Annotated in this window: 17 protein-coding genes and 1 riboswitch; of the genes, 3 read left to right on the forward strand and 14 right to left on the reverse strand. The window is 64.1% G+C overall.

Annotated elements, in window-relative coordinates:
* Positions 1-3 precede the first annotated feature (3 nt).
* From AB0O52_RS16925 to AB0O52_RS16975, 11 genes are all read right to left on the reverse strand, one after another.
* A complete protein-coding gene (locus AB0O52_RS16925; RefSeq protein WP_364539773.1) occupies positions 4-2,238 on the reverse strand; it encodes an AAA family ATPase in 2,235 nt (744 codons plus the stop codon).
* 142 nt (positions 2,239-2,380) lie between these two features.
* A complete protein-coding gene (locus tag AB0O52_RS16930) occupies positions 2,381-4,312 on the reverse strand; it encodes a DUF5107 domain-containing protein (RefSeq protein WP_364539776.1) in 1,932 nt (643 codons plus the stop codon).
* 149 nt (positions 4,313-4,461) lie between these two features.
* Positions 4,462-5,202: a copper homeostasis protein CutC gene (locus AB0O52_RS16935; protein ID WP_364539779.1), complete on the reverse strand. Its 741-nt coding sequence runs from the start codon at positions 5,200-5,202 to the stop codon at positions 4,462-4,464.
* A 51-nt stretch (positions 5,203-5,253) separates the two neighbouring features.
* The gene (locus AB0O52_RS16940) at positions 5,254-5,670 is read right to left on the reverse strand and encodes a thioesterase family protein (protein WP_364539782.1); all 417 of its coding nucleotides are present in this window, start codon (positions 5,668-5,670) and stop codon (positions 5,254-5,256) included.
* 26 nt (positions 5,671-5,696) lie between these two features.
* On the reverse strand, positions 5,697-7,712 hold the full coding sequence (locus AB0O52_RS16945; protein ID WP_364539785.1) for an ABC transporter ATP-binding protein: 2,016 nt from the start codon (positions 7,710-7,712) through the stop codon (positions 5,697-5,699).
* On the reverse strand, positions 7,709-9,442 hold the full coding sequence (locus tag AB0O52_RS16950; protein WP_364539787.1) for an ABC transporter ATP-binding protein: 1,734 nt from the start codon (positions 9,440-9,442) through the stop codon (positions 7,709-7,711). Before AB0O52_RS16950 ends, AB0O52_RS16945 begins: the two co-directional genes overlap by 4 nt.
* 196 nt (positions 9,443-9,638) lie before the next feature.
* Positions 9,639-11,678: an MDR family MFS transporter gene (locus AB0O52_RS16955; protein WP_364539790.1), complete on the reverse strand. Its 2,040-nt coding sequence runs from the start codon at positions 11,676-11,678 to the stop codon at positions 9,639-9,641.
* An 11-nt stretch (positions 11,679-11,689) separates the two neighbouring features.
* Positions 11,690-12,172 carry a MarR family transcriptional regulator gene (locus AB0O52_RS16960; RefSeq protein ID WP_364539793.1) on the reverse strand — a complete coding sequence of 161 codons (483 nt, stop codon included), beginning with the start codon at positions 12,170-12,172 and terminating at the stop codon, positions 11,690-11,692.
* 179 nt (positions 12,173-12,351) lie between these two features.
* Positions 12,352-14,067: a thiamine pyrophosphate-binding protein gene (locus AB0O52_RS16965; protein ID WP_364539796.1), complete on the reverse strand. Its 1,716-nt coding sequence runs from the start codon at positions 14,065-14,067 to the stop codon at positions 12,352-12,354.
* Positions 14,064-15,137 carry an agmatinase gene (speB, locus tag AB0O52_RS16970; RefSeq protein ID WP_364539799.1) on the reverse strand — a complete coding sequence of 358 codons (1,074 nt, stop codon included), beginning with the start codon at positions 15,135-15,137 and terminating at the stop codon, positions 14,064-14,066. The genes AB0O52_RS16965 and speB overlap by 4 nt, the downstream gene beginning before the upstream one ends.
* 183 nt (positions 15,138-15,320) lie before the next feature.
* The gene (locus tag AB0O52_RS16975) at positions 15,321-17,981 is read right to left on the reverse strand and encodes an exo-alpha-sialidase (RefSeq protein ID WP_364539801.1); all 2,661 of its coding nucleotides are present in this window, start codon (positions 17,979-17,981) and stop codon (positions 15,321-15,323) included.
* Between the two features lie 281 nt (positions 17,982-18,262).
* Here AB0O52_RS16975 and AB0O52_RS16980 point away from each other — a divergent pair, with 281 nt between their 5' ends.
* Positions 18,263-20,251, forward strand: a complete 1,989-nt coding sequence (locus AB0O52_RS16980) for an amino acid transporter (protein ID WP_364539804.1) — start codon at positions 18,263-18,265, stop codon at positions 20,249-20,251.
* An 84-nt stretch (positions 20,252-20,335) separates the two neighbouring features.
* On the opposite strand, the gene AB0O52_RS16985 is transcribed toward AB0O52_RS16980, so the two are convergent.
* The 3 genes from AB0O52_RS16985 to AB0O52_RS16995 all read right to left on the reverse strand — a co-directional run bounded on the left by AB0O52_RS16985 (position 20,336) and on the right by AB0O52_RS16995 (position 22,954).
* Positions 20,336-20,677 carry a P-II family nitrogen regulator gene (locus AB0O52_RS16985; protein WP_364539807.1) on the reverse strand — a complete coding sequence of 114 codons (342 nt, stop codon included), beginning with the start codon at positions 20,675-20,677 and terminating at the stop codon, positions 20,336-20,338.
* Positions 20,674-22,089 carry an ammonium transporter gene (locus AB0O52_RS16990; RefSeq protein ID WP_364539810.1) on the reverse strand — a complete coding sequence of 472 codons (1,416 nt, stop codon included), beginning with the start codon at positions 22,087-22,089 and terminating at the stop codon, positions 20,674-20,676. The genes AB0O52_RS16985 and AB0O52_RS16990 overlap by 4 nt, the downstream gene beginning before the upstream one ends.
* Before the next feature lie 289 nt (positions 22,090-22,378).
* Positions 22,379-22,954, reverse strand: coding sequence for a cupin domain-containing protein (locus tag AB0O52_RS16995; protein WP_059388136.1), 576 nt, complete (start codon positions 22,952-22,954; stop codon positions 22,379-22,381).
* A 302-nt stretch (positions 22,955-23,256) separates the two neighbouring features.
* Between AB0O52_RS16995 and AB0O52_RS17000 the strand changes: the two genes are divergently transcribed.
* A complete protein-coding gene (locus tag AB0O52_RS17000; protein ID WP_364539813.1) occupies positions 23,257-24,789 on the forward strand; it encodes a sodium:solute symporter in 1,533 nt (510 codons plus the stop codon).
* A gap of 83 nt (positions 24,790-24,872) precedes the next feature.
* A riboswitch (SAM riboswitch) is annotated at positions 24,873-24,992 on the forward strand.
* A gap of 14 nt (positions 24,993-25,006) precedes the next feature.
* Positions 25,007-25,327 (forward strand): hypothetical protein, encoded by a 321-nt coding sequence (locus AB0O52_RS17005; protein ID WP_364539816.1) that lies wholly within the window; start codon positions 25,007-25,009, stop codon positions 25,325-25,327.
* Positions 25,328-25,335 lie beyond the last annotated feature (8 nt).

A 25,335-nucleotide genomic window follows, 5' to 3' on the forward strand; every position in this document is an offset into this window, starting at 1 on the left:
GTCTTAGCGGACCGCAAGTCGACCCAACAACTGGTCCAGACCGAAGCGCTCCTCCAGCTGGGCCCGGTTCAACTGACCGTGGTAGTGCTCCTCCAGAAGCGGCATGAGTTCGTACTTCCAGATCCGGCGCAGCCCGGCGGGGTTCTGGGCCGCGCTCTTCATGAAATAGGAGGGGCCGATCATCAGGTCGCGGTCCCAGTCGTCGATGGAGTCGTTCAGGGCGTCAAGCAGGTCCGCGTTGAGGGTGTCCAGGCCGCGGGCAGTGAGGAAGCGCCGGAGCGAACCGCGGATCGGTTCCACTTTCGGGTGCAATTCCACGAACGCGAAGCGACGGCGGATGGCGGCATCCATCATGGCGATAGAGCGGTCCGCCGTGTTCATGGTGCCGATGATGTAGAGGTTGTCCGGCAGGCTGAACGGTTCGTTGGGGCTGTACTGGAGGTAGATGCGGTCGTCGCGGTATTCCAGCAGGAAGTACAGCTCACCGAACACTTTCGCCAAGTTGGCCCGGTTCATCTCGTCGATGATCAGGAAGTACGGCTTGTTGGAGTTCCCGGGCTTCGCAGCTTCTTCCGCGAGGCGCCGCAGCGGTCCGGCCACGAGCTTGAACGAAACCTGGCCGTCGTCGGTCTTGTCGGGCCGGTATCCCTCGAAGAAGTCCTCGTACGCATAGGACGGGTGGAACTGCACCAGCTTCACACGCTCGTCGGTGCTGTCGCCAGCGAGCTCGGCGGCCAAGTGCTTGGCGAGGTAGGTCTTTCCCGTTCCGGGAGGGCCGTAGAGCACCAGTTGGCGGTTCTCCTCCAGGAGCTCGGCAATCTCGGTGAGCGGCTCGAGCTCCATGTGGAGGGACGCGGCGAACTCTTCAGTGAGGGGCCGGAACCCCTCGATCACGGGCTCGACGACGGCGTCCGGGGCGGCGGCTTCCTCGCCGTCGGATTCGGCTTCGGCGGGCAGGAGCGCCTGCAGCGACTGGATGACCCTGGTGACATCCACGACGATCCCCGAGGTGGAGAGCTGGCGCTGGACATGCCGCGGAGCCTCGGCAATGGGGTGGGTCTCATCGAACCAACGCACTTTGCGGCGGAGCCGGCGGTTGTCCTCGTTGTGTTCCGGCTCGCCCAGGACCACGCCGATCCTGATGGCTCCGGAGTTCTGGAACAGGGCAAGGTCGCCGGGCTTCATCACGGTCAGGAACGCGAAAACAGCGGTTTTTGTGTCCTCACGCTCCACGTAGCCGAGGTGCTTGTAGTCCTCGTCCACTGCATGCTGGACCAGGCCTGCCGTCACGCCGGGGGAGAGTTCGCGGAGGTGTTCGACGTCGAGCGTTGCCTTTTCCTCGTCCCGCCAAGCGGCGAGGAGCTCGGCGGAGTCCTGGTGCGTGCGCAGCAGCCAGGCACGGCGGCCGGGATCTCCCACTTTGCGCCACTGGCTGACAAGCTGGCGGTCGTACCAATCGATCCGCTGGCCGGCCTGTTCGTCCAGATACAGCCGAATGCGGTGGACGTCCGCGGTGATGTCGGTTTCCGTTTCGCCATGGGCGCCGCCAACGAGCGACGCGAAAGCGTCCCGGATTTCACGCCGTTCAACGTCGGCGACCACGGGCTCGAAGTAGCTGGGCCACGCCAAGTACTCGATGCTGCGGCGGATGGCCGGCTGGTCCTCGGGGGTTGCCGCCGCGAGTTCGTGGAATTTCAGCGGGTCCTTGAGGGCCTTGTTGATGCTCGCGTTGGACTGGCCGTCGACGTGCGCCACGAACCGGCACAGCCAGCTGAGGTGGTCCCAGATGGTCCAGTTGAATTCCGCTGTCCGGTCACGGATGACGCCGTGATCGGTCATCCCCTGGTACAGCTCCTTGGGGAGTTCGAGCTCCGGATCGAGCCAGGACGCGGCTTCGGCAACGCGGGCGCGCTTCACCTTGAGGGATTTGACCTCGTGTGCCAAAGGCAGGGACTGCAGGAAGAGAAGTTCGACGGCGAGCAACTTGGCCTCCCGGGAGGCCCCTTCCAGGTTTTGGCGCAGGTTGGTCATCATGGGTGCCTTGGCGTCTCCGACACCGCGTTCCAAGCGCTCCAGGAGCTCGCCGGCGGCGTCCACCGTCCAAGTGCGGGTACTGGCGTCGAGCGCCGAAGCCTTGCCTTGCAGCCCCGGGCCCAGCACGAACCACGCCGCATCTTCGATCTCCTTGGAGATACCGGGGGCACGGGTCAGTGGGGTTTTGGTGGAGGGAGTCACCATGCCAACTTACATGGTTTGGCTTGGTGCTGGCATCAGCAAAGCCAGCACCCGCGCCACATGCGTCCCGCTTCATACGTTCTGCCACATGCGTCCCACATCATGCGTCCTGCCGCATGCGTCCCGCGCCGGTCCACCCCGGAACTTAGTGCATTCCGAAGCGGTAGCTGGCAGGCACCGGCTCCGTGGGGCACACTTCCTCCCACAGGGCGGCGATCCCGTCTTCTCCTTCCCGGATGTCCGGTATTTCGACGCCGGCCCGTAAAATCCCTGCCGCCTCCTCGCCTTTGCCGACGCGCGCGAGGGCGAGGGCCCTTAGAAAGCGGACGCGCCCGACGTCGGACATCCCGGCAGGTGCCTCGCTCACCAAGGCGAGTGCTTGGGCGGGGTTTCCGTGCCGGATGCTGAGGTTCATGGCTTCACTGAGCAGCGGGAGGTTGGAGGGCTCCAGCCGGCTCGCCGTGGCAAGTTCGGCCAAGCCTTCCTCGGCCCTGTCGGTGGCTAACAGCGCAAGGGCGCGGCCCCGGTGGGCGAGGACCGTGGATCGTGGCGAGAGGGCGTCGGTCAGCAGGGCGGCGTCGTATCCGGCGATCGCCCCGGGGAGGTCCTGGCGGGCATGCTTCATCGTGGCCAGGTGGAACTGCGCTTCCGCTCCGCCATCTTTGGCCAGCAGTTCTTCCCAATCGGCTCCAGCCACGAAACTCGCGGCTCCCAGGAAACTCGCTCCATCCAACAGGCTGTGCCAAGGACCTGTTTCCTCGATGGCCTCAGGGGTTGCCTCATCAACGAAGGGAGTGCCGATTTCGTCCAGCCACCCGCGGCCTGAGTGCCGCCGTCGGGCAGCCTCCAAAGCACCCCAAGCGCTGCCGCGCACCAGCATCTTGTCCGGGGGCAGAGCATAGTTCCGCGCGGCTTCGGCGAGGGCGACTTCTAGCTCCGCGTTCGGGACGAGTTCTTCGAGCCGGGCACTGGCGTGGGTCACGGCTGCATCCCAGTCCTGGCCGTGGGAGGTTGCGGGGTCCAGCTTCGCGTTGCCGTAGGCCTCTACCCAGCTCCACTCGGCGCCGGCAGGCATGGCCAAATGCTCGAACTGGGTTTGCGCAAGACCGGCTTGGATCTCCGCGTAGGGCCCGGCCCCGGGACTGAGCCATTCCTGCCAGCGCTTCCCGCCGTCCCCCTGGCCCCAGACGAACAGCTTCTTCCCGCGCAGGAGGCTGGTGGACAGCATGGCCAGCCCGTCGCCGTCGTGGTCTACAGCGGTGATCCAATGACGATGCCCGGGCTGGATGTCGAAGAAGAAATCGGCGGCGTGCGGGCTGTTGACCAGCCAGGTGGCGTCCGTGCCTTGGTGTTCCGTGGGCCGGATGCGGGCGATGTCGGTGGTGTAGTCGCTACCGAAAGCCTCCGTCGCGGGTGCGATCACGCGCGTTTCAGCCGTCTCGGGAACAGCGGCGTTACTCCACCAGTACATGGGGACCTCGTGGTCATGGGGGTTCCTGATCCGGACCGCCGTGAGGAGGACGCCCGAGTCCTCAGGAAGCCACATGTCCACTTGGAAAACCACCTCGCGGAGGCGTTCGAACTCCCACATGCGCAGGACGTCGTAGCCTTCGGGAGTCTTGACGATGGCGGTGTGCAGCGGATCGCAGGTGGTGGGCGAGTGACCGCGGGTGCCGATGTTCCATTCGAGCCCGCCGGCGAACCAGGCCTTGCGCAACGCGATGTTGGCGAATTGCAGGGTCCCGTGGGTGTGGAGGAGCTGCTTTCCCGACGCCTTGTCGAAGAGCTCCCACAGCCGGCCGCCCAAGGTGGGGAGGACAACTGCACGCAGTTTGCTGTTTTCAAGCACGACGGCGGGCACGTCGTGGGCGGTCCGTTCGCGGGAGTAGCCGTCCTGCATCAAGTACGGGAACATGTTCGGAACTTGCCCGTAGCGGGCCGCAGCCTGGAGTTCCTCCGGGACGCCGTCGCCGATTCTGTATGGCTGGTCCAGTTCAGCCATGACCACGGGTAACGGGCTAATGGGGCCCAACTCCGCCATGTTCAGGGTGATAGTGGAGAAGCTCAGGTTTTGCATCTTTATGACTCCTGGAGGCTATTTTCGATCGCAATGCTTCACCCATCTTTAACCCAAGTCGCCACTGTGTAAAGGGAACCGCCCAACTGACTCGCATTTGTTGTCGTTTACAGCGCCCAAAACGACAACAAATGCGAGCCAGTTGGGTGTCACCAGGCGGCGGCGCGGGCGGCCCTGACAAGATCCCGGTTGGTGACCATGTACGCCGTCGGGTCTGAAGTAGCCGGAGTATCGGGAGCGCCAACCGGGTTCTTCCACGTGGAAACCGTGGTCTTGGCTGACAAGTGGACCGCGCTCAATCCTGCCGCCTGCAGGACTGGGATATCGGCCAGGGCGAGTCCCCCGCCCGCCATGACTTCCAGCCGCCCCGCTGCCCGGTGGACCATGCGCTCAAGGGTCGCGATCCCCTCCCCCACTGTGGCGGCGCCGCCGGAGCTGAGGACCCGCGTGAATCCAAGTTCCACGAGCTGTTCGACGGCGGCCGCCGGGTCCGGGGTTTGGTCGATGGCCCGGTGGAATGTCAGTTGGGCCTCGGAGTTGGTCTCCAAGGCCCTGTCGGCGAGCTTTCGAGTGGCCCGGACGTCGATATCACCAGCGGCCGTGAGCACTCCGATCACCACCCCATGAGCTCCTTGGCTGAGCAGGAACCAGATCTCGCGGGCCATGGTGTCCACATCGGCGTCGGAGTACAGGAAATCTCCCGGCCGGGTGCGGATCAGCGGGTGGATCTCCAGCCGTCCGTCGGCTGCTTCCTGCGCGGCATCCATGAGGCCTTGGCTCGGGGTCAGTCCACCGAGCTCCAACGCGGTGCAAAGTTCAATCCGGTCTGCGCCTTCTTCGGCGGCGACGGCAGCGCCCTGGGCACCGACGGCGACGATCTCGAGTTTCATGGGGAAACTCTACGGCCACCGGAATGCACAGGGCGCTGCTGCCATGCTTCGCTAGGCCCGATACGGCTCCAACTGCTGCTTCTGCTCGGGAGTGAGCCTGCGGACACGGCCCGTGGACTCGTCGACGAACGCCAGATGGGTACTGGCGTTGACGCAGTCCTGGCCGGTCACGGGATCCTTGATGACGTAATTGAGGTCAAAGCTGGCCCCCTTCACGGCGCCGACCCAGATCTCAACAACCGCCGGAATGTTCCGGTACTCCAAGGTCCGGACATACCGTACCTTGTGCTCCACCACAACGGTCATGACCCCGTCTTCAACAGAGTCGAAAACGGAGACCGGTGCTTCCACTCCGGGGAGTCCGGCACCGCGCGGCGGACCGAAGGCCGCGATGCGGGCTTCTTCGAGCATGCGCACGATCTGGACGTTGTTGATGTGCCCGTACGCGTCCATGTCTCCCCAACGCATCGGCACTTGTACCGTAATTCGCTGGCTCAGCTGTGCACCGCCGTCGAGTCATCCACAACGGTTTCCTCGGCATCCTCACCGGCAAACTGCGACATGTACAGGCGGTAGTACGCGCCCTGCAACGCGAGCAGTTGGTTGTGGTTGCCCTGCTCCACGATGCTGCCGTTTTCCATCACCAGGATGGTGTCGGCGTCGCGGATGGTGGACAAACGGTGGGCGATGACAAAGCTGGTGCGATCCGTGCGAAGGGCAGCCATGGCCTTTTGCAACAGCAACTCGGTACGGGTGTCAACGGAGCTCGTGGCCTCGTCCAGGATCAACAGCGAGGGATCGGAAACGAAGGCCCGCGCAATGGTGATGAGCTGCTTCTCACCGGCGCTGACGTTGTTGCCCTCCTCGTCGATGATGGTCTGGTACCCGTCCGGCAGGGCACGCACGAAGCGGTCCACGTAGGTCGCCTTGGCCGCCTCCATGATCTGTTCCTCGGTGGCGTCGAGGTTGCCGTACTTGATGTTGTCGTAAATGGTCCCGCCGAACAGCCAGGCGTCCTGGAGCACCATTCCCACCTTGGAGCGAAGCTCGGAACGGCTCAGCTCCTTGATGTCCACGCCATCCAGGGTGATACGCCCCGAATTGAGCTCGTAGAACCGCATGACGAGGTTGACCAGGGTGGTCTTGCCCGCACCGGTCGGTCCGACAATCGCCACGGTGTGTCCGGGCTCCGCGCTGAGGGAAAGGTTCTCGATGAGCGGCTTGTCGGCAACGTAGCTGAAGGACACGTTCTCGAACTCGACGTGGCCGTCCGTGCGCGGCGGCAAGTGGCGGGCCGCGTTCTCCGGCATTTCCTCATCGGCATCCAGGAACTCGAAAACGCGCTCAGCCGAAGCCACACCTGACTGGAGCATGTTGGCCATGCCGGCAATCTGGCCGAGCGGCTGGGTGAATTCACGCGAGTACTGGATGAAGGCAGTGGCATCGCCAAGGCTCATGGAACCGGAGGCCACACGCAAACCACCGACGACGGCGATGCCCACGTAGCTGAGGTACGAGACGAAGTTCATGGCCGGGAAGATGATGCCCGAAACAAACTGTGCCCCGAACGAGGCCTTGTATAGGGCTTCGTTGCGTTCGTCGAAGCGCTCAAGCATGTCCGCGTCGCGCCCGAAGACTTTGACGAGCTCGTGGCCCGAGAACGATTCCTCGATCTGGCCGTTGAGCGAGCCGGTGTTCTTCCATTGGGCGGCGAAGAGCTTCTGGCTGCGCGAGCCGATCACGCCGGCGAGGACACCGGAGAGCGGCAAGGCAACCAGCGCGATCAGGGCGAGCTGCCAGGAAACGATGAACATCATGATGGTGATGCCGAAGACCGTCAGCACCGAACTGACCAACTGCGCGAACGCCTGCTGCAGCCCTTGCTGGACGTTGTCGACGTCGTTGGTCACCCGGGAGAGGATGTCGCCGCGCTGGCGGGTGTCGAAGTAGTTCAGGGGCAAGCGGTTGAGCTTGGCCTGGACGTCGTTGCGGAGCCGGTTGATGACCTTCATGACGATCTTGTTCAGGATGTAGCCCTGGGCCCACAGGAAGATGTTGGCCACGAAGTACATCAAGAGCACGATCGAGATCAGGAACGTGAGCTTGGAGAAGTTGATCCCGTTGGTGAGCTCCATTTTGGAGACCATGTCCGCGAAGTTGTTCTGGCCGGCATGGCGGAGTCCTTCGGCAAAGGCCGCTTGGCTCACGCCGGGAGGCAATTGCTTACCCATGACGCCGCCGAAGATGACGTCCATGGCGCTGCCGAGGATCTTCGGGGCGATGACATTCAGGACGACGGAGACCACCACGAGGCCGATGACGAAAACGACCCCTGCAGCCTCCGGCTTGAGCAGCCCGAGAAGCCGCTTGGCCGACGGTCCGAAAGCCTTGGCCTTCTTCGCCGGCAGGTTGCCGAACATGCCGCCGTCGGCTTCGCCCGGGGTGTATTCGGTTTCCTCGATGTCCTCGTCGTCCGCTACCGCGACGTTTTGCTGATTCTGTCCGCTCATGCCACTTCCTCCGCGCTCAGCTGGGATTCGACGATCTCCTGGTACGTGGGTGACGTTTCCAGGAGTTCTTCATGGGTGCCGCGGTCAACGATTCTACCGTTGTCCAGGACCAGGATCTGGTCCGCGTCCGCAATGGTCGAGACGCGCTGGGCCACGATGATGACCGTGGCATCCTGCGTCTTTTCCTTCAGCGCCCTGCGAAGGCGGGCGTCCGTGGCCACGTCCAGGGCCGAGAAAGAATCATCGAAGAGGTAGACCTTGGGCTGCGTCACCAGTGCCCGGGCGATGCAGAGGCGCTGCCTCTGGCCACCGGAGACGTTGGTGCCGCCCTGCGCTACCCGACGGTTGAGGCCGGAAGACTTTTCCATGACGAAGTCCTTGGCCTGGGCGGTTTCCAGGGCATCCCAGAGTTCCTGGTCCGTGGCGTCGGTCTTGCCGAAGCGCAGGTTGTGTTCGATGGTTCCGGAGAACAAGTACGGCTTCTGCGGCACGGTGGCGACCCGGCTGGTGATTTCGTCGCGGTCCAGGCTAGTGACCGGGACGCCGTCGAGCAATACGTCCCCGGACGCGACGTCGTACAGGCGCGGCAGCAGCGACACCAAGGTGGTCTTGCCTGCGCCGGTGGAGCCGATGATCGCGAGGGTCTGCCCCGGCTCCGCGGTGAAGGAAATGTTGCTCAACACGGGAGCTTCAGCACCGGGGTATTTGAAAGTGACGTCGCGGAATTCGACGCGCCCCTTCTTTTCGGCGGGCGCCACTGGCGCCTTCGGATTGTGGATGGAGGGTTCGACGTCGAGAACCTCGCCGATGCGGTCCGCGCACACGGAGGCGCGGGGGATCATCATGGCCATGAAGGTACCCATCATGACGGCCATGAGGATCTGCAGGAGGTACTGCAGGAAGGCTGTCAGGGAGCCCACCTGCATGTTGCCCGCGTCCACCCTTTGGCCGCCGAACCACAGCACTGCCGCCGTGGAAAGGTGCAGGATCATTCCGATGGCCGGGAACATCAGGACAAACAGGTTGCCGATCTTGACTGAAACCAGGGTGAGGTCCTTGTTGGCGTCGCCGAAGCGCTTGGCCTCGTACGGTTCACGGACGAAGGCCCGGACCACGCGGATGCCGATGATCTGTTCGCGCAGGACGCCGTTGATGGCGTCGATCTTCTTCTGCATGGAGCGGAAGAGCGGCATGAGCCTGGCCACGAGGTAACCGACCACGGCCACGAGGACAGGCACCGAGACCCAGACGAGCCAGGAGAGGCTAAGGTCCTCGCGCAAGGCCATGATGATGCCGCCAACACACATGATGGGCGTGGACACCATGAAGTTCAGGCCCATCAGCATGAGCATTTGGACTTGCTGGACGTCATTGGTGCCGCGGGTGATCAACGTGGGTGCACCGAAGCTGTTGACGTCCTTGGCCGAAAAGCTGCTGACCTTGCGGAAGACGTCCCTGCGCAAGTCGCGGCCCATGGCCATGGCCACGCGGGAGCCGAAATAGACTCCCGCGATGGCCGCAATGACCTGGCCGAGCGCGACCGCGAGCATCAGGGCTCCGGTTTGCCAGATGTAGTTGGTATCCCCCCGGGATACCCCTTCATCGATGATTTTTGCGTTGAGGCTTGGAAGGTAAAGGGTGGCAATGGTAGACGCCAACTGGAAGATGATAACGGCCAGTATCTGCGGCATATACGGCTTGGAGTAGCGCCGTATCAGGGTGACAAGCATGCCCACGGATCCTTAATGAGAGTGCGCGAATGAATGAGTGCGAATGACTAAATACTGCGAATGACCAAATACTGCGAATGACCAAATACATGGATAGCAGCAGGCGCTGACAGTATTAGTCCCCCAACTCTACGAAATCCGTTGCCTCAGCGAAATATCGATAGCCGAAGATCATCCTTGCGGCGTAGCCGGGTCCTTAGCCCGCGTGCCGCCCGGTTTCCCCTGCCCTCGAGGCATCGCCGGCGAGGAGCAGTAGCGCAGCCCTTTCCTGGCGGCGGCGCTCGCGCTTGAGTTCCTTGCGCAGCGCGGCCAACTCCTCAGCGATCCGCGACTGCTCGACGGCGGTTGCCTGCTGTTCATGCACGCGTACTTGGAGCTCGCGCTGCGCCCTGCTCAGCTGAAGCTGTTGCTCGGCCAGCAGCCGTTGGGTGCGGGCAAGCTGGTCCTGGACTTCGCGCAGGCCAGCGGCAGGGTCCGGCCGTTCCTGCGTCAGGATCCGGGCAAACTCAAGGTCAAGCGCATCGTGCTCCTTCTCGGCCGCCGCACGGGCGCGGCTGGCGCCCAAGGGGGTCCCGCCGTCGTCGGCTGCTTGGGCAAACTCAGCGGATTCGATAACCGGAAGCGCGGAGGTGTCCAGTGTCATGGCGGCCTCGCCGGTAGCGTTCGCCAGCAGATCCTTCTCCGGCGTTGCGTCTACGGTCTTGCGCAGCGGAACTTCCTTGATGAACAGCACGGCGATGAACGCGACGAGGGCAATGACAGCGGAGATCATGAAGATCTGGGCTGTCGCATCGCCGTAGGCGGCACGCATGATGTCGCGGATCGGGGCGGGCAGGTCCGTCAGGTCCATGCTCGCATTGCTGGAGCCGCCGCTGACCGGGATGTGCGCCGCGGCGAGGCCCTGGGTGGCTAGGTCCTTGACGTGCGTTGCCATGATGGCGCCAAGCACCGAAACACCGATCGCACCGCCGACGGAGCGGAAAAATGCGACGGACGCGCTGGCCGTGCCGATGTCCTGGGCGCGGACCGTGTTCTGGACCGCGAGCACCAGGTTCTGCATCAACAGACCAAGGCCCAGGCCGAAGATGGCGGTGTAGAAGCAGGTGATCCACAGTTCCGTGGTGTGGTCAATGGTGCCGGTGAAGGCAAGGCCGCCGGCCAGCAGCACAGTACCCGCCAGGAGGTAGCGCTTCCACTTGCCGAAGCGGCTGATGAGCTGGCCGGAAGCCACCGAACCCAAAAGGTTGCCGGCGATCATGGGCAGCGTCAGGAGGCCTGCCTCGGTGGGCGTGGCGCCGCGGGCAACCTGGAAGTACTGGCCAAGGAACGTCGAGGAGCTGAACATCGCGATACCCACGGCCACGGAGGCCAGGATCGCCAAGGCGGTGGTGCGCTGGGAGATGATCTTCAGCGGGATGATGGGCTGGGCCACCTTGGATTCGACCAGTACCAGCAGGGCCAAGAGAAGCACGCCGCCGCCCACCATGAGGGCGGACTGCCAGGAGATCCAGTCGTAGTAGTCCGGGTTGCCGGCGAAGGAAACCCAGATCAGGAGCAGGCTCACGCCCGAGGTCAGCAGGATGGAGCCGAGCCAGTCGATCTTGGCCGGGCGCTTGATGTGCTGGATCTTGAGGGTCACCTGGAGCAGGATGAGCGCGACGACGGCGAGCGGCACGCAGACGAAGAACGTCCAGCGCCAGCCGAGCGGGCTGTCAACGATGAACCCGCCGAGGAGCGGGCCACCTGCGGTACCGACCGCCATGACGGCGCCCATGTAGCCCGAGTACTTGCCACGGTCCCGCGGCGGAATCATGGTGCCGATGATGGCCTGGGCCAAGGCGGTGAGGCCGCCCAAGGCGATGCCCTGGATGACGCGGGCGGTCAGCAGGAAGGGAATGCTCTGGGAGAAGCCGGCCATGACCGAGCCGGCTACGAAGACAACGATGCTCAGCTGGACCAGGAGCTTCTTGTCGAAGAGGTCGGCGAGCTTGCCCCAAATGGGCGTGGTGGCGGCGTTGGCCAGCAGCGCGGCCGTGATGACCCACGCGAAGTCCGTCTGCGTGCCGTGGAGGTCGGACATGATGGTCGGCAGGGCGTTGGCCACGATGGTGCTGCTCAGGATAGCGGTGAAGAATGCCGCGAGGAGGCCCGTCAAGGCTTCCATGATTTGGCGGTGCGTCATGGGCGCGGATGACGCCGGCACCGCCGTCGAACGTTCTTGTATTCGGGTTGCCATTGCTGCTGCTCCTAAGCTGTGTGGTTCGAGTGGTGGGAGCCGGCCGCCGTTGCCCGGACTGAGTGGTTGAGTGATGTGGTCAATTTCTCCAGGACCTGCCCTGCCTCCAGGGCGTCTTCCTCGCTCCATTCCGCGAGGTAGGCCCGCAAGTTCGAGCTGCGCTGTTCTTCGAATTCGCGGACCTTTTCAATCCCGGTTTCAGACAAGGCCACCAGTTGGGCCCGCCCGTCCGCGGGATCGGGGCGCCGGACCACCAAACCGAGTTCCTCCAGTTCGGCGATGTGCCTGCTAAGGACTGGCGGGCTGACCCCGAGGCGCGAAGCGAGCTTCGTAGCCCGGGACTCCCCCTCGCCGATGAAGCGCATGACGCCCTGCAGGGCGAAGCCGACGTCGGCATCCTTCGCGATGTTCGCGGTTACGATGCAACGCAGCACCCGCTGCAGATCGAAAATCTGATGGACGAGCTCGGTTGCTGTGCTGGATGCGACAGCCATGGAAGACACCTCACTTTTGTTTGCCTAAAGCAACTATACGCCTAAATGATTGCTTTGGGAAACTAACGAAGTGTGAGATGCGTTAAACCCCAAGCGCGAGCTGGCAGCTAATGCCCTTATCTTTCGAAAAAAGGGTCACTATCTGCCAGCTCGCGCTGGGGGGTGAAGCGTCTGGGGTGTCAGTCGCCCAAGTGCGTGGGGCCGAACATCTTCAGGAGGGTTTCAACCACGACGACGTTGGGGCCGTCCGCGGCGAAGCCTTCCCGGAGCGCGTCCCCGACGTCGCCCGGGGCCACCCTGCGGGCCGGGACACCGAAGGCCTCGGCGAGCTTGACGAAATCCGGGCGGGCAAGCTCCGTGGCCGTGGCCTTGCCGAAGGCGCCCACCATGTATTCGCGCAGGATGCCGTAGCCGCCGTCGTCCACGATCAGCCACGTGACCGGGACGTTGTGCTGCTTGGCGGTGGCGAGCTCGGAGATCGAGTACATGGCGGAGCCATCTCCCGAGACTGCGAGCACGCGGCCGGGTTTGCCGACCGTTTCCAGCCCCACGGCACCGCCGATGGCCGCCGGGAAGCCGTAGCCGAGGCCGCCGGCACCCTGGGCCGAGTGGAACTGGCCCTCGCGGGCGTCCCAGCAGCTCCATGCCCAGTACGCGGAGATCGTCATGTCCCAGAAGGTCTGCATGTCCGCCGGGACCGCTTCGCGGATGTCGGCCATGAACTTCAGTTCCTTGCCGAGGTCCTGCGCTTCAAGGCGCGCCCTGACCTTGGCCAGGGACTCCTTGACGAGGTCCTCGGGGGTGGTGCCGTGCCAGTCCGGACCGGCTCCGCCGGGGTTGCGCACTGCAGACAGTGCCTCATCCAAGGCGGAATCGAGGGCGGCAAGGGCCTGTCCGGCGTCGGCGCGGATGCCCAGGCCGGGCCGGTTGGACTCAAGGACCCGGGGTTCGGCGTCGATCTGGATGATGCGCCCGCGCGGCTCGAAGGTGAAGTAGTTGGACGTCACCTCGCCCAGGGAGGAGCCGATGACGATCAGCACGTCGGCGTCCTCGAGGACATCGGTCATGTGGCGGTCTTCGATCCAGGACTGCAGGGACAGCTCGTGGGTCCACGGGAACGCCCCGTTGCCGCCGGGAGTGCAGATCACCGGGGCGCGGAGTTTCTCGGCAATCGACAGGAGCGATTTCTCGGCCCGGCCGCGGCGCGTGCCGCCGCCGGCGATGATCGCCGGACGTTCCGCCGTCGAGAGCCATTTGACGGCTTCGCGGATCAGCTCCACGCGCGGCGGGTTGTCGGCTGCCTCGGCGAGGGCGTCCTCCACCGGCGGGACCATGATTGGATCCAGGAGCACGTTCTGCGGAATTTCGATCCAGACCGGGCCCTGGGGTGAGGAAATTGCCTCGGTCCAGGCATCCTGGATGGCCGATGGAATCCCGGACGCGTGCTGGATGAGGCGCTGGCTCTTGGTGACGTTCGCGGCCGAAGCCTTCTGGTCATCGAGCTGGTGCAGCATGCCCTTCCGGCGCGCTCCCAATCCCTCCAAGGGGATCTGGCTCGCCACGACCACCATCGGCACGCCGGTGGCATACGCTTCCTGGAGGCCAGCCAGGGACGTCAACGCGCCCGGACCGGTGGACAGGAACAGCACCCCGACCTCGCCCGTGGCGCGGGAATAGCCGTCTGCGGCGAAAGCCGAGTTGTTCTCCACGCGGGAGGACACGAAGTGCAGATTGCCGCGGCCCATGGCGTCGAACAGGCCCAGGGCATGCTGGCCCGGGATCCCGAAGACCGTCTTCGCGCCGAGCGCCTCAAGGGTCTCGACGACGAGGTCCCCGCCGTTGCGGACATTGGTCCCCTTTGTGGGGGCTGCTGTTCCGGGATCGAAATCGATCATCGCTGCGCTCCGACCGAGTTGGAGGCGAAACCGGCCGGACGCCGGGATTCCTGGCCGAGGGCCTGGGCTGCGTAGCCGTTCGGGGCGCCGTGGCGGTTGCCTTCGACGGCGTTGTCCGCCATGAGGGTGACGAGTTCGTAGGCAACGTGGCTGCCGGCGACACCTGTGATTTCAGCGTGGTCATAGGCCGGGGCGACCTCGACGATGTCTGCGCCCACGAGGTTCATGCCACGGAAACCGCGGATGATTTCGAGGAGCTCGCGGCTGGTGATGCCGCCGGCTTCCGGTGTGCCGGTACCCGGAGCGTGGGCCGGATCCAGGACGTCGATGTCCACGGAAATGTACAGCGGGCGGTTGCCGATGCGGTCCCGGATCTTGGCCACGGTTTCCAGGACGCCCTGGTAGTAGACGTCCGCCGAGGTGACGATGCCGAAGCCGAAGCGGTGGTCGTCGTCGAGGTCCTTCTTGCCGTAAAGCGGCCCGCGGGTACCGACGTGGCTGATGGCCTCGGTATCCAGGATGCCCTCTTCGACGGCGCGGCGGAACGGGGTGCCGTGCGTGTATTCGGCGCCGAAGTAGGTGTCCCAGGTGTCCAGGTGGGCATCGAAGTGCAGCATGGCAACAGGCTCGCCAGCGCGTTCGGCGGCGGCGCGGAGCAGCGGGAGCGCGATGGTGTGGTCGCCACCGAGGGTAACCAGCTTGCTTCCGTTGGCGGTGAGGTCCAGCGCGTTCTGCTGGATGGTCTCGATCGCTTCGTTGATGTTGAACGGGTTCACGGCCATGTCGCCGGCATCGGCAACCTGGATGTTCTCAAAGGGGCTGACGTCCCAGGCCGGGTTGTACGGGCGCAGCAAGCGGCTGGCTTCACGCACGTGGTTGGCACCGAAACGGGCGCCGGGGCGGTAGGAAACTCCGGAGTCGAAGGGGACACCGACCACCGTGACATCGGCTTTGGACACCTGGTCCAGGCGGGGCAGGCGAGCATAGGTGGCAGCACCGGCATAGCGCGGGATTCGGGCCGAATCAATAGGGCCAAGGTTGCCGTTGGCCTCAATACGAAGTTCTTCCAAAATGCGCCACTCCTTTGTGAATAGGTGGATCGGACAGTGACTGTGACACCAATCATACACTCAAAGTTGCCTTATATGCATCACTTGTTTACGCCAGCAAAAGGCGCGCAAGACCGCCACAACAAGACCGGGCCGGGCGCCACAGCGCCCGGCCCAGCCTGTCACCTCATGCCCCCTCCCGGCCTATTTGCTCCCGGAGGGCGTCACCTGGAAGTCTCCGAATGACACTTGATGGCCCTGCGCATCCAGCACAACGAGGCTGTCCATGCCGTTTTTCACGTCGTTGGGCAGCACGAAGGAAAGCGTGTTTTGCCGGCTCCGGAAGAACCAGCCCAAACGATAGTTGCGCTTGTTCAGGTAGACGTAGTACCACTGGCCGTACTCCACGTTGTGGACCGTCACGGCCTGTCCGGTGCGGTACTTATCCGTCCCGAGCCCCAAGTCCAGCGGTGGGTTCGTCCCGATCAGCTCCTGGGAAGCCAAGGACGGGTCCCAGCTTGGCTTTGCAGGCTTGACCTTCAGCGCAACCGCCTGCCTGGCCAACTGAAGGGACGCAATCTTCGCGCCGTTGTTCGCGGTGACCGGGATGGTCGTCGTCGGGAGCTCCTTGGCCGCGATGTCGCCGTCGCTCAGCGTGTAAGTGGAGGTGAGGTTGACCGACTCGCCCACGGCGAGGGTTGGCTTGGACAATCCAATGGCCGCAGCCGTAAGGTCCGTCAACGCCACATTGCCGGTGTTGGTCACCGTGTAGGCGAAGGTCACCGTATCGCCCGGTCCGGCAAAGCCATCCCCGTCAACGTCATTGAAGGCCGACACCACCAAGCCGTTCACCTGGGGATTGCGGACCAGCAGGTCCACCTCGTCCCCCGTGACGGTGTAGTTCTGCGTGGCAGCCCCACTTCCCGTTACCTGCCAGACGGTGCTGGGAACAAAGAATCCCTGCGCCGCTTCGTCCGCCGTCACCGTGTGCTGCGGCGTGCCGCAGAGGTAGTTGCCCCACACGCCAAGGGTGCTGAACCGGCAGTTGCCCGAGCCCGGCGGCAGGAACGGCTGGAAGTTGCCGGACTGCGGGACAACGGATTCCGTGATGTTGCCCGTGCTGTACACCCGGAATTTGTAGGGCACCGTGCTGCCTGCGGCGTACGGGTGGGTTGCCAGGTCCCTGCCGGAGTCATTGCGGGCGCCGAAAATATAGGCGCCCACCACGTTGCCGGCGAACCCGCCCGTGACCGTCACAGACACCGGTGCGGTAATCGATGACGCCCCGACGCTCAACCTGGCGGTCAGGGGTACCGCACCTGCCTTGGCGTACGACGGCGCCGTGACAGTCAGCTGCACAGTCGCCGTGGCGCCCGGGGCAAGGGAGGCGAGCTGCGCCGTCGTCGACGTCCAATCCTGCAAGGCGTCGAGGCTGACGGTCGAGGCGGGAAGCGGCGAGCTGTCGTTGTTGGTGACGGTCACGCTGAGCTCCGCGCTGCCGCCGTTCGTGACGCTGGCGGCGCCGGGGACAACGACGGCGGCAACCGGGCTAAGCCAGGCCGTGTCGAATTTCCCGAAGGTGATGGTGTTGTTGTCGCCTTCGTACAGGACCCCGAAAGTACCGTCCGACAGTGCGCTCACGGTGGAGTAGGACATGCTTCCGGGCTTGAAAACGCGCGAGGAGCCCCACGTCTTGCCGTCGTCGGCCGAGTAGCGGATGGTGCCGTCCACCCGCGCGCCGCCGGCGGTTGGGGTGGGCGAGTTGGAGAAGAGCAGCTTCTTGGCATCCGCCGATCCCGCGGCCGCGTCCGGATACATCCGCGTGATGGAGCCGTTGTTCCGCGGATCCGGAAGCTGCGTGTCGGCAACCGGCGTGCTGTAGGTGGCACCGCCGTCGGAGGAGTACGCCACTTTGCGGTAGTGCGGATTGGCGCCGGTGCTGTCCCTTGAGTTCAACATCACCCGGCCGTCGGAGAGTTCCACCGTCTTGTTCTCATCCATGCCTGTTCCGGTAGGCGTGCCCATGTTCCACGTCTTGCCGTGGTCATCGGAGTAGACGCTGTAGGCCTGGATCTGGCGGCTCCCGTCGGGCTGGACAATGGTTCCGGCAAACTGCTGGATGAGCCTTCCGGCGTGCGCTCCATATTTGAGCTGGGTGCCCTCGCCGGAGGAAGCGAACATGCTGACCACGCCGCCAACATTGGGGACGCCGTTGATGGTGCTGCCGTTTGGCTTGACGGTGCTGGTGATCAGCGGACCAGCAAACGCCGCGTACGCGGAACCCGCCGGATAGCTGGACGGAACGGGCAGGGTCGGCTGGTTGGCCGGATCCGTGGACCAGGTGAGTCCGCGGTCGGTAGAGACGGATACTTGCGAACTGATCACATTGGCGTTGGAATCGTCATTGCCGAGCACGCTGCCCGCAAATCCTTGATTCTTGGAGTAGACGTGGAAGTTGAACACCGTTCCGGTGACTTTGTCGACGACGTAGCTAGGGTCGCTGAACCCATACTTCTGCACGCCCGCTGAGCCCAACTGTCCCTGCGCGATGAAGGTGGGACTCCCCCACGTCTTTCCACCGTCGGTGCTGCGCCGCTGGACAATGGAGTTGGCTGAGGGAGAATCGCCCCCGTCCGGACGGCCATCGTAGGAAGCCAGGAGGACTCCGTCGCCCAAATCCGCGAGCGCGACGATCCTGTAGTACTTGCCCAGGACGGGGTCGATGGCGTTGTCACCGTTGGACGCCAGGACCTGCTCGGCATAGTTTCCCGGCGGGTTGGAGGGAACGCTGGGACTCGGGAACGGATCCAACGCGGCATAGGCGGGCAAAACTGTTGACGTCACGAGAACTGCGGCGGCTGCCATGGAGACGGCCAGTCTTCCCTGACTCCATCGCGACCGCCTCCTGCCCCTGTCACTGAGTAGCGGGTTATTCATGCGTAGCCCTTTCGTATTGTGCTCACATCCAACATAGGACGTTCTATATGCTACGTGATGCCGCTCACATGCCAAATGCCGTGAATGTGACCTCGGGGAAGTGACCCCCCTCACAGTGGGCGTAAAGATTCCATAAAGACGGGCATCCCGTCCCCTGTCCGCCCGTACGCTCCATCAGGAGCAGCTTCCAGGCTGCGCGAAAGGACCATGTGACAACGCTGACCAGGCCGCCGGCCGAGCCCTCCGACCGGCGCAAACCCGCGGGCGAAATCAACCAGGGGCAATTCAAACGCTGGTTGCTTGATGGAATGCCTGAGACATCGGGAAAGCGCCAAGGGCCGCACGGCAGACCGGACGGGGACCACACGCCCCAGGCCTGGTGGAAGGTCATGTGCCTCACGGGCGTCGACTACTTCTCCACCCTCGGCTACCAGCCCGCCATTGCGGCGCTCGCGGCCGGTATCGTCTCACCGCTGGCCACGATCGTCCTGGTCGCCGTCACCTTGCTCGGTGCCCTGCCGGTCTACCGCCGGGTCGCCGCCGAGAGCGCTCGCGGCGAAGGCTCCATCGCGATGCTCGAGCGGCTCCTCCCCCGCTGGGGCGGCAAACTCTTCGTGCTCGCGTTGCTGGGATTCGCCGCCACGGACTTCATGATCACCATGACCCTCTCCGCCGCCGACGCGAGCGCCCACGCTATCGAAAACCCCTTCGCCCCGGAATGGCTCCACGGGCAGGAAATCACCATCACCCTGGCGCTCATCGCCGGGCTTGGCGTGGTGTTCCTGAGGGGATTCAAGGAAGCTATCAACGTCGCGGTCGTGCTGGTGGGCGTCTACCTGGTGCTGAACGCCGTCGTCGTCGCCGTTGGGCTGGCGCACGTGGTGACCGAGGCACATGTCGTGACCGACTGGTGGGCCGCACTGAACCAGCAGCACGGAGACCCGTTGATCATGGTGGGCATCGCCCTCCTGGTCTTCCCGAAACTTGCCCTGGGCCTCTCCGGATTCGAGACCGGCGTCGCGGTCATGCCGCAGATCAAGGGCAGCCCCAGCGACACGGACGAAAATCCCGCGGGCCGCATCCGCGGCACCCACAAACTGCTCACGACGGCGGCACTCATCATGAGTGCCTTCCTGGTGGCCTCGAGCTTCATCACGACCTTCCTCATTCCGGCCGCTGAATTCCAGCCGGGAGGGAAAGCAGACGGACGAGCGCTCGCATTCCTCGCGCACCAATTCCTGGGCGACGGCTTCGGCACGGTCTATGACCTCAGCACCATCGCCATCCTGTGGTTTGCCGGCGCCTCCGCCATGGCGGGCTTGCTGAACCTCGTGCCGCGCTACTTGCCGCGCTTCGGCATGGCGCCGGCGTGGACCAAAGCCGTCCGCCCGTTGGTCCTGGTCTTTACCGCCGTCGGCTTCATCATCACGTTGGTTTTCGAGGCGAACGTTGAAGCCCAAGGCGGCGCCTACGCCACCGGCGTCCTGGTCCTCATGACCTCGGCCTCCATCGCCGTCACCCTGTCCGCGCGCCGGAAGAAGCAGAAGGTGAAGACCATCGCCTTCGGTGCGGTCGCGGTCGTCTTCGCCTACACCACCGTGGCCAACGTGGTGGAACGCCCGGACGGCATCAGGATCGCAGCGCTGTTCATCCTCGGCATTGTCCTGGTGAGCTTCGCATCGCGCGTGCGCCGGTCCTTCGAACTGCGGGCTACGCACATCAAAATGGACCAGATGGCCCTCGAGTTCACGGCCTCCAACGAGGAGGGCCCCATCCGGATCATCGCGCACGAGCCCAAGCGGCTCAGTGCCGACCGGTACCAGTTGAAGCTCCAGCATGCCCAGCAAGCCAACCACTTGCCGGTAGACAGCGACGCGATCTTCATCGAGATCATCGTGGATGACAGCTCCGACTTCGAGCAGGAACTCCTTGTGGAAGGCAAGGTCCGGCACGGCTTCAAGATCCTCGAGATCCACAGCAACAACGTGCCCAACACGCTCGCCGCGGTGCTCCTCCACATCCGGGACGTCACGGGGCTCATGCCGCACATCTATTTCCGCTGGACCGAAGGCAACCCCATCGCCAACCTGAGCAAGTTCCTCTTCTTCGGCGAGGGCGAGATCGCCCCGGTAACCCGCGAAGTGCTCCGTGAAGCCGAACCGGACATCACGCGCAGGCCGTGGGTGCACGTGGGCTGAACATGGCAGTGTTGGTGCCGCTCCAGCGGAGCGGCACCAACACGGTGAAGCGGCACCAACACAGTCTGTTCTGGCGGATCTCTTCTAACTGATCGCGGAGGCGCCACGTTCCCCGGTCCGGACCCGCACCGCCTGGGAAACTTCAACGGTCCAGATCTTGCCGTCTCCGAATTGGCCGGTACTGGCTCCGGAGATGATGGCGTCCACTATTCCGTCCACCAGCTCGTCCGTGGCCAAGACTTCCACCCGGATTTTGGGAAGGAGATCGGAGGCGTATTCCGCGCCCCGGTACACCTCTACGTAGCCCCTTTGTTGGCCATATCCGTTCGCTTGGCTCACGGTCATCCCGTTGACTCCAAAGCGTTCCAGGGCGTCCCGGACCTCGTCGATCCGCTCCGGCCTCACGATGGCCGTCACCAGTTTCACGTCGACGCCTTGCTACGCATCCGATCTGTTTTCCCGCTGGAGCTGGCTTCCGGTTCGCCGTTGGAGCTCGACGGCGTTTTGCCGCTCTGTGGTTCTCCAGGGTTGAAGGACCCGCCAACCATGGCCAGCTCGTAGGCGGTTTCCGCGTGCTCAGTGATGTCGATGCCCGCCAGTTCTTCGTGCTCCTTGACGCGCATGCCCACTGTCTTGTGAATGGCCAGCCCGATGAGCGTGGTCATGATCGCCGTCCACACGGTGACCACCAGGGCCGTCAATATTTGGGGCCAGAATTGGCTCAGGCCGCCGCCGTAGAAAAGGCCGCCTTCAGTCTTTGCCGAGGGTACCGCGAAGAATCCGAGGGACAGGGTTCCCCAGAGGCCGCCGACAAAGTGGACGGCAACAACGTCCAAAGAGTCGTCCAAGCCGATCTTGAACTTCAGCCCGATGGCCAGTGCGCAGACGGCACCCGCGATGACGCCGATGACGATCGCGCCAATGGGATCCACGAATCCACACGCCGGGGTGACTGCCACCAAGCCCGCGACGGCACCGGATGCGGCACCGAGGGACGTCGCGTGGCCGTCGCGGAGCCTTTCGACAAGCAGCCAGCCGAGGAGCGCTGCGCTTGTGGCCAGGAGGGTGTTTGTCCAGGCGAGTGCCGCGATTCCATCAGCGGCCAGTTCCGAACCAGCGTTGAAGCCGAACCATCCGAACCACAACAGGCCCGCCCCGAGCATTACGAAGGGGAGGTTGTGCGGCCGGATGTTGGGGTCTTTCATGAATCCGAGCCGTTTGCCGAGCACTACGGCGAGCATCAGCCCGGCCATGCCCGCGTTCATGTGGACGACGGTGCCACCGGCAAAGTCGAGGGCTGAGATCTTGCTGCCGATGATCCCGGTGGATCCGAAGAGGCCGCCACCCCAGACCCAGTGGGCAATGGGCGCGTAGACGATGGTGACCCAGAGGCCGGCAAACAGCAGCCATGGGCCAAACCTGACACGTTCGGCCACTGCGCCGCTGATCAGTGCGACCGTGATGATGGCGAAAGTGGCTTGGAATCCTATGAAGACCATGTCCGGCAACCCCGGGGCTTTACCACCGATGACGCTGGCTAACCCGCTGAGTCCGAAGTTGGCGAAGGGATCTCCGATGAAGCCGCCGAGGGTATCCGGGCCGAACGCGAGTCCGTAGCCCCACAGGGCCCAGACCACCGCAACTACGCCAATGGCGCCAAAGCTCATCATCATGATGTTGAGGACGGACTTCATCCTGACAAGGCCGCCGTAGAAGAACGCCAAACCTGGCGTCATAAGAAGGACGAGGGCGGAAGCTGCAAGCATCCAGGCCGTTGCGCCGGGATCGAGGGTCTGCGGGTTCACATCGAGCCCTACGCTGAAGATTACTGGGTTCATTTCGGGAGCCTTCCTGCATTTACGGCGCTCCATGGCGCCCGCACGGCGAGACCATTTTTAAAACGAACAGGTCCTGGTATCCCACGGGATACCGACCTTGACGAGTTGCCTTGACTCGAAGGTACAGTCGCCCTGTTTCAGCATTCGGCACGGTTCATTTCATGGACGTAACACCGCAGGCCCCAGGGTTAAATCAAGAAGTCAGTCATGTTTCGGGCGTGTTACGTCGCATGTCAACGTTTGTCGACGTTTGTCGACGTTTGTACGCCGGGTGTGCGGAGTGCCAGCGTCAGCGGCTGGCTGCCGGCACCAGGATCCAGAGAACCTCAACGGGCTCGTCCGTCGGGTTGACCCAAGTGTGGGGTTCGCGTCCCGGGAAGGACAGCGTATCTCCCTCTTCGAGCTCATACTCCTCGTTGGTGAGGATCAATTTGATGCGGCCCTTGACGACGTGCAGGACGTCGACGTCGCAATCGACGGCGTAAAGCTCGGCTTCCCCCCTGCCGCGGGGCTCGATGGAGGCTTGCAGGATCTGCAGCCGCCGCTCCGATCGGGCGGTCAGGAGCCTCTCAACGATTCCCTGGCCGCCGAGCGAAATCCGCGGGCCATCGTCACGCCGGGTCAGATGCGTCTCCGGCGCGGCAAAAAGGTCCCCGATGGACACCGAAAGAACTTGGCAAAGCGTCACAAGGGAAGCGACCGACGGCGATGTCAGGTCGCGCTCCACGCGGCTCAGGAACCCTTTGGTCAGGCCGGTGGCGTCGGCAACCTGCTCGATGGTGAGCCGCTGCGACTGGCGGGCGGCACGGATTCTGGAACCGATGGCAACGGGGACGTTGCTCGGTTCAACGGGGAGAGCCTTCATTCACGAACCTTTCAGGCCGCCATGCGGCCCTGTCATTGCAGCAATAGTAGCCGGATCGTCCGCGTGGCAGGACCTTTCGCTAGTCGAAGGAGCGCCGATGAGTCCAGTGTGCAAGGCCGCGCCTTGACTGTTACTCGCATCACTACGTATCCTCATAGGCAACAAGAGTTGTTTGTGAGGCACACATCACAGACTACTCTCCCCAATCACCAGCGCAGAGACCTTCCGCGATCCGCAACGAACCCCAGCGGACCGGCGTCGGAATCCCCAAGAACTCTGCGCGTCACCTTCAGGAGCCAACCGTGGACTCTTCGTTCATCAATATTGCGATCGTGGTGGTGTATTTGCTCGCCATGCTGGCCTTCGGCTGGTGGGGCAAGTCGCGCACCAAGAACAACAGCGACTTCCTGGTGGCCGGGCGCCGCCTCGGTCCGATGCTCTACACCGGCACCATGGCCGCCGTCGTCCTCGGCGGCGCATCGACGGTTGGCGGCGTCGGCCTCGGCTACAAGTTCGGCATCTCCGGCATGTGGCTCGTGGTCGCGATCGGTTCGGGCGTCCTCCTCCTGAGCCTGCTTTTCGCCGGCACCATCCAAAGGCTGAAGATCTACACCGTCTCCCAGATGCTGAGCCTGCGTTACGGCCAGCGCGCCACGCAGACCTCCGGCATCGTCATGCTCGCCTACACCCTCATGCTGTGTGCCACGTCCACGGGCGCCTACGCCACCATCTTCGTTGTCCTTTTCGGCTGGGAGCGCTGGCTCGCCATCGCCGTCGGCGGCGCCATCGTCCTGGTCTACTCCACCATCGGCGGCATGTGGTCCATCACCCTCGCCGACCAGGTGCAGTTCATCATCAAGACGGTAGGCATCTTCTTCCTCATGCTCCCGTTCGTCCTCAACGCCGCCGGCGGCCTCGACGGCATCCGTGCCCGTGTTGACGCCAGCTTCTTCCAGCTGGACGGCATCGGAGCGCAGACCATCATCACGTACTTCGTGGTCTACACCTTGGGCCTGCTGATCGGCCAGGACATCTGGCAGCGCGTCTTCACCGCCAAGACCCCCAAGGTGGCCCGTTGGGGCGGCGCCACTGCCGGCATCTACTGCGTCCTGTACGGCGTGGCCGGCGCTTTGATCGGCCTCGCCGCCCGTGTGGCCCTGCCCAACATCGACGTCAAGGCCCTCGGCAAGGACGTTGTCTACGCCGAGGTTGCCACCCACATCCTGCCGATCGGGATCGGCGGCCTCGTCATGGCCGCAGCAGTCGCGGCCATGATGTCCACCGCTTCCGGGGCCCTCATCGCCGCAGCCACCGTTGCCCGCGCCGACGTGGTGCCGTTCGTGGCGAGCTGGTTCGGCAAAACGATCAACACCAACGACACTGAGAACCCCGAGCACGACGTCAAGGCCAACCGCTACTGGGTCCTTGGCCTGGGCATCGTGGCCGTGCTGATCTCGATGGCGGCGCAAGACGTCGTGGTGGCCCTGACCATCGCCTACGACATCCTGGTGGGCGGCCTCCTGGTTGCCATCCTGGGCGGCCTGGTCTGGAAGCGTGGCACGGGCATCGCCGCAGCGTGGTCCATGGCAGTGGGCTCGGTCCTGACTTTGGCCCTGCTGATCGCCTACGCCACCGGCATCATTCCCAGCGAAGACGGCGTCTACGCCAACGATCCCATCTACTGGGGCCTCGGCGCTTCGCTGGTCATCTACATCGTGGTTTCCCTCTTGACGCCGCCCACGGAGCCCGGGGTCCGGGCAGCCTGGGACCGTCGCGTTGCCGGAGCGGTCACCGAGGAACTCCCCTTGGAAGTCCACCCGGTGGCCAGCCACTAGGCTTCACCAAGTAAAGTACGACGGCGGCGCCGCACCTTCTCCTCGAGGGTGCGGCGCCTCACCTGCATGTACAGTAGGAACAGCTTCAAGAGATGTGGCGCCAAGCTCCGACTTGCCACACGCCAACCCCATGTTCACGGGTGGTTCGGATGAAGAAGCGGCCCGGCTCGGACCAGAGACAACCGAACGGGCAAGAGCAACTCCCCAGGAGAAGGCCATGCCTTTCGAAAACGGCGCCAACGCCACAACCGGCCGCACCACCGGGGCCGGCACCCTATCGCTGCCCCGCGCCCGCCCGGTGGACGAGTTCGTCCGGGTGATTCCCGGCGTCGACCTGTCCCAAGGCTCCATCACGTTCGTGGTGGACGGAAACCTCGAACGCTATTGGCATCATGAGCCTCGGCTCATCACCGAAGCGCTCTCAAAAGCCGTCCAGCCCGCCCGCTGGTTCCCCGCGACACGCAAACTCACCCTGACGGTGGCCGCAACCGGGCACCGGGCAGGCGTGCAGAGGCACTTCATCCTGAGCGCGTTCTAGCTGCGAGG

The sequence above is a fragment of the Arthrobacter sp. NPDC080073 genome, assembly GCF_040686575.1.
Classification (GTDB): Bacteria; Actinomycetota; Actinomycetes; order Actinomycetales; family Micrococcaceae; genus Arthrobacter.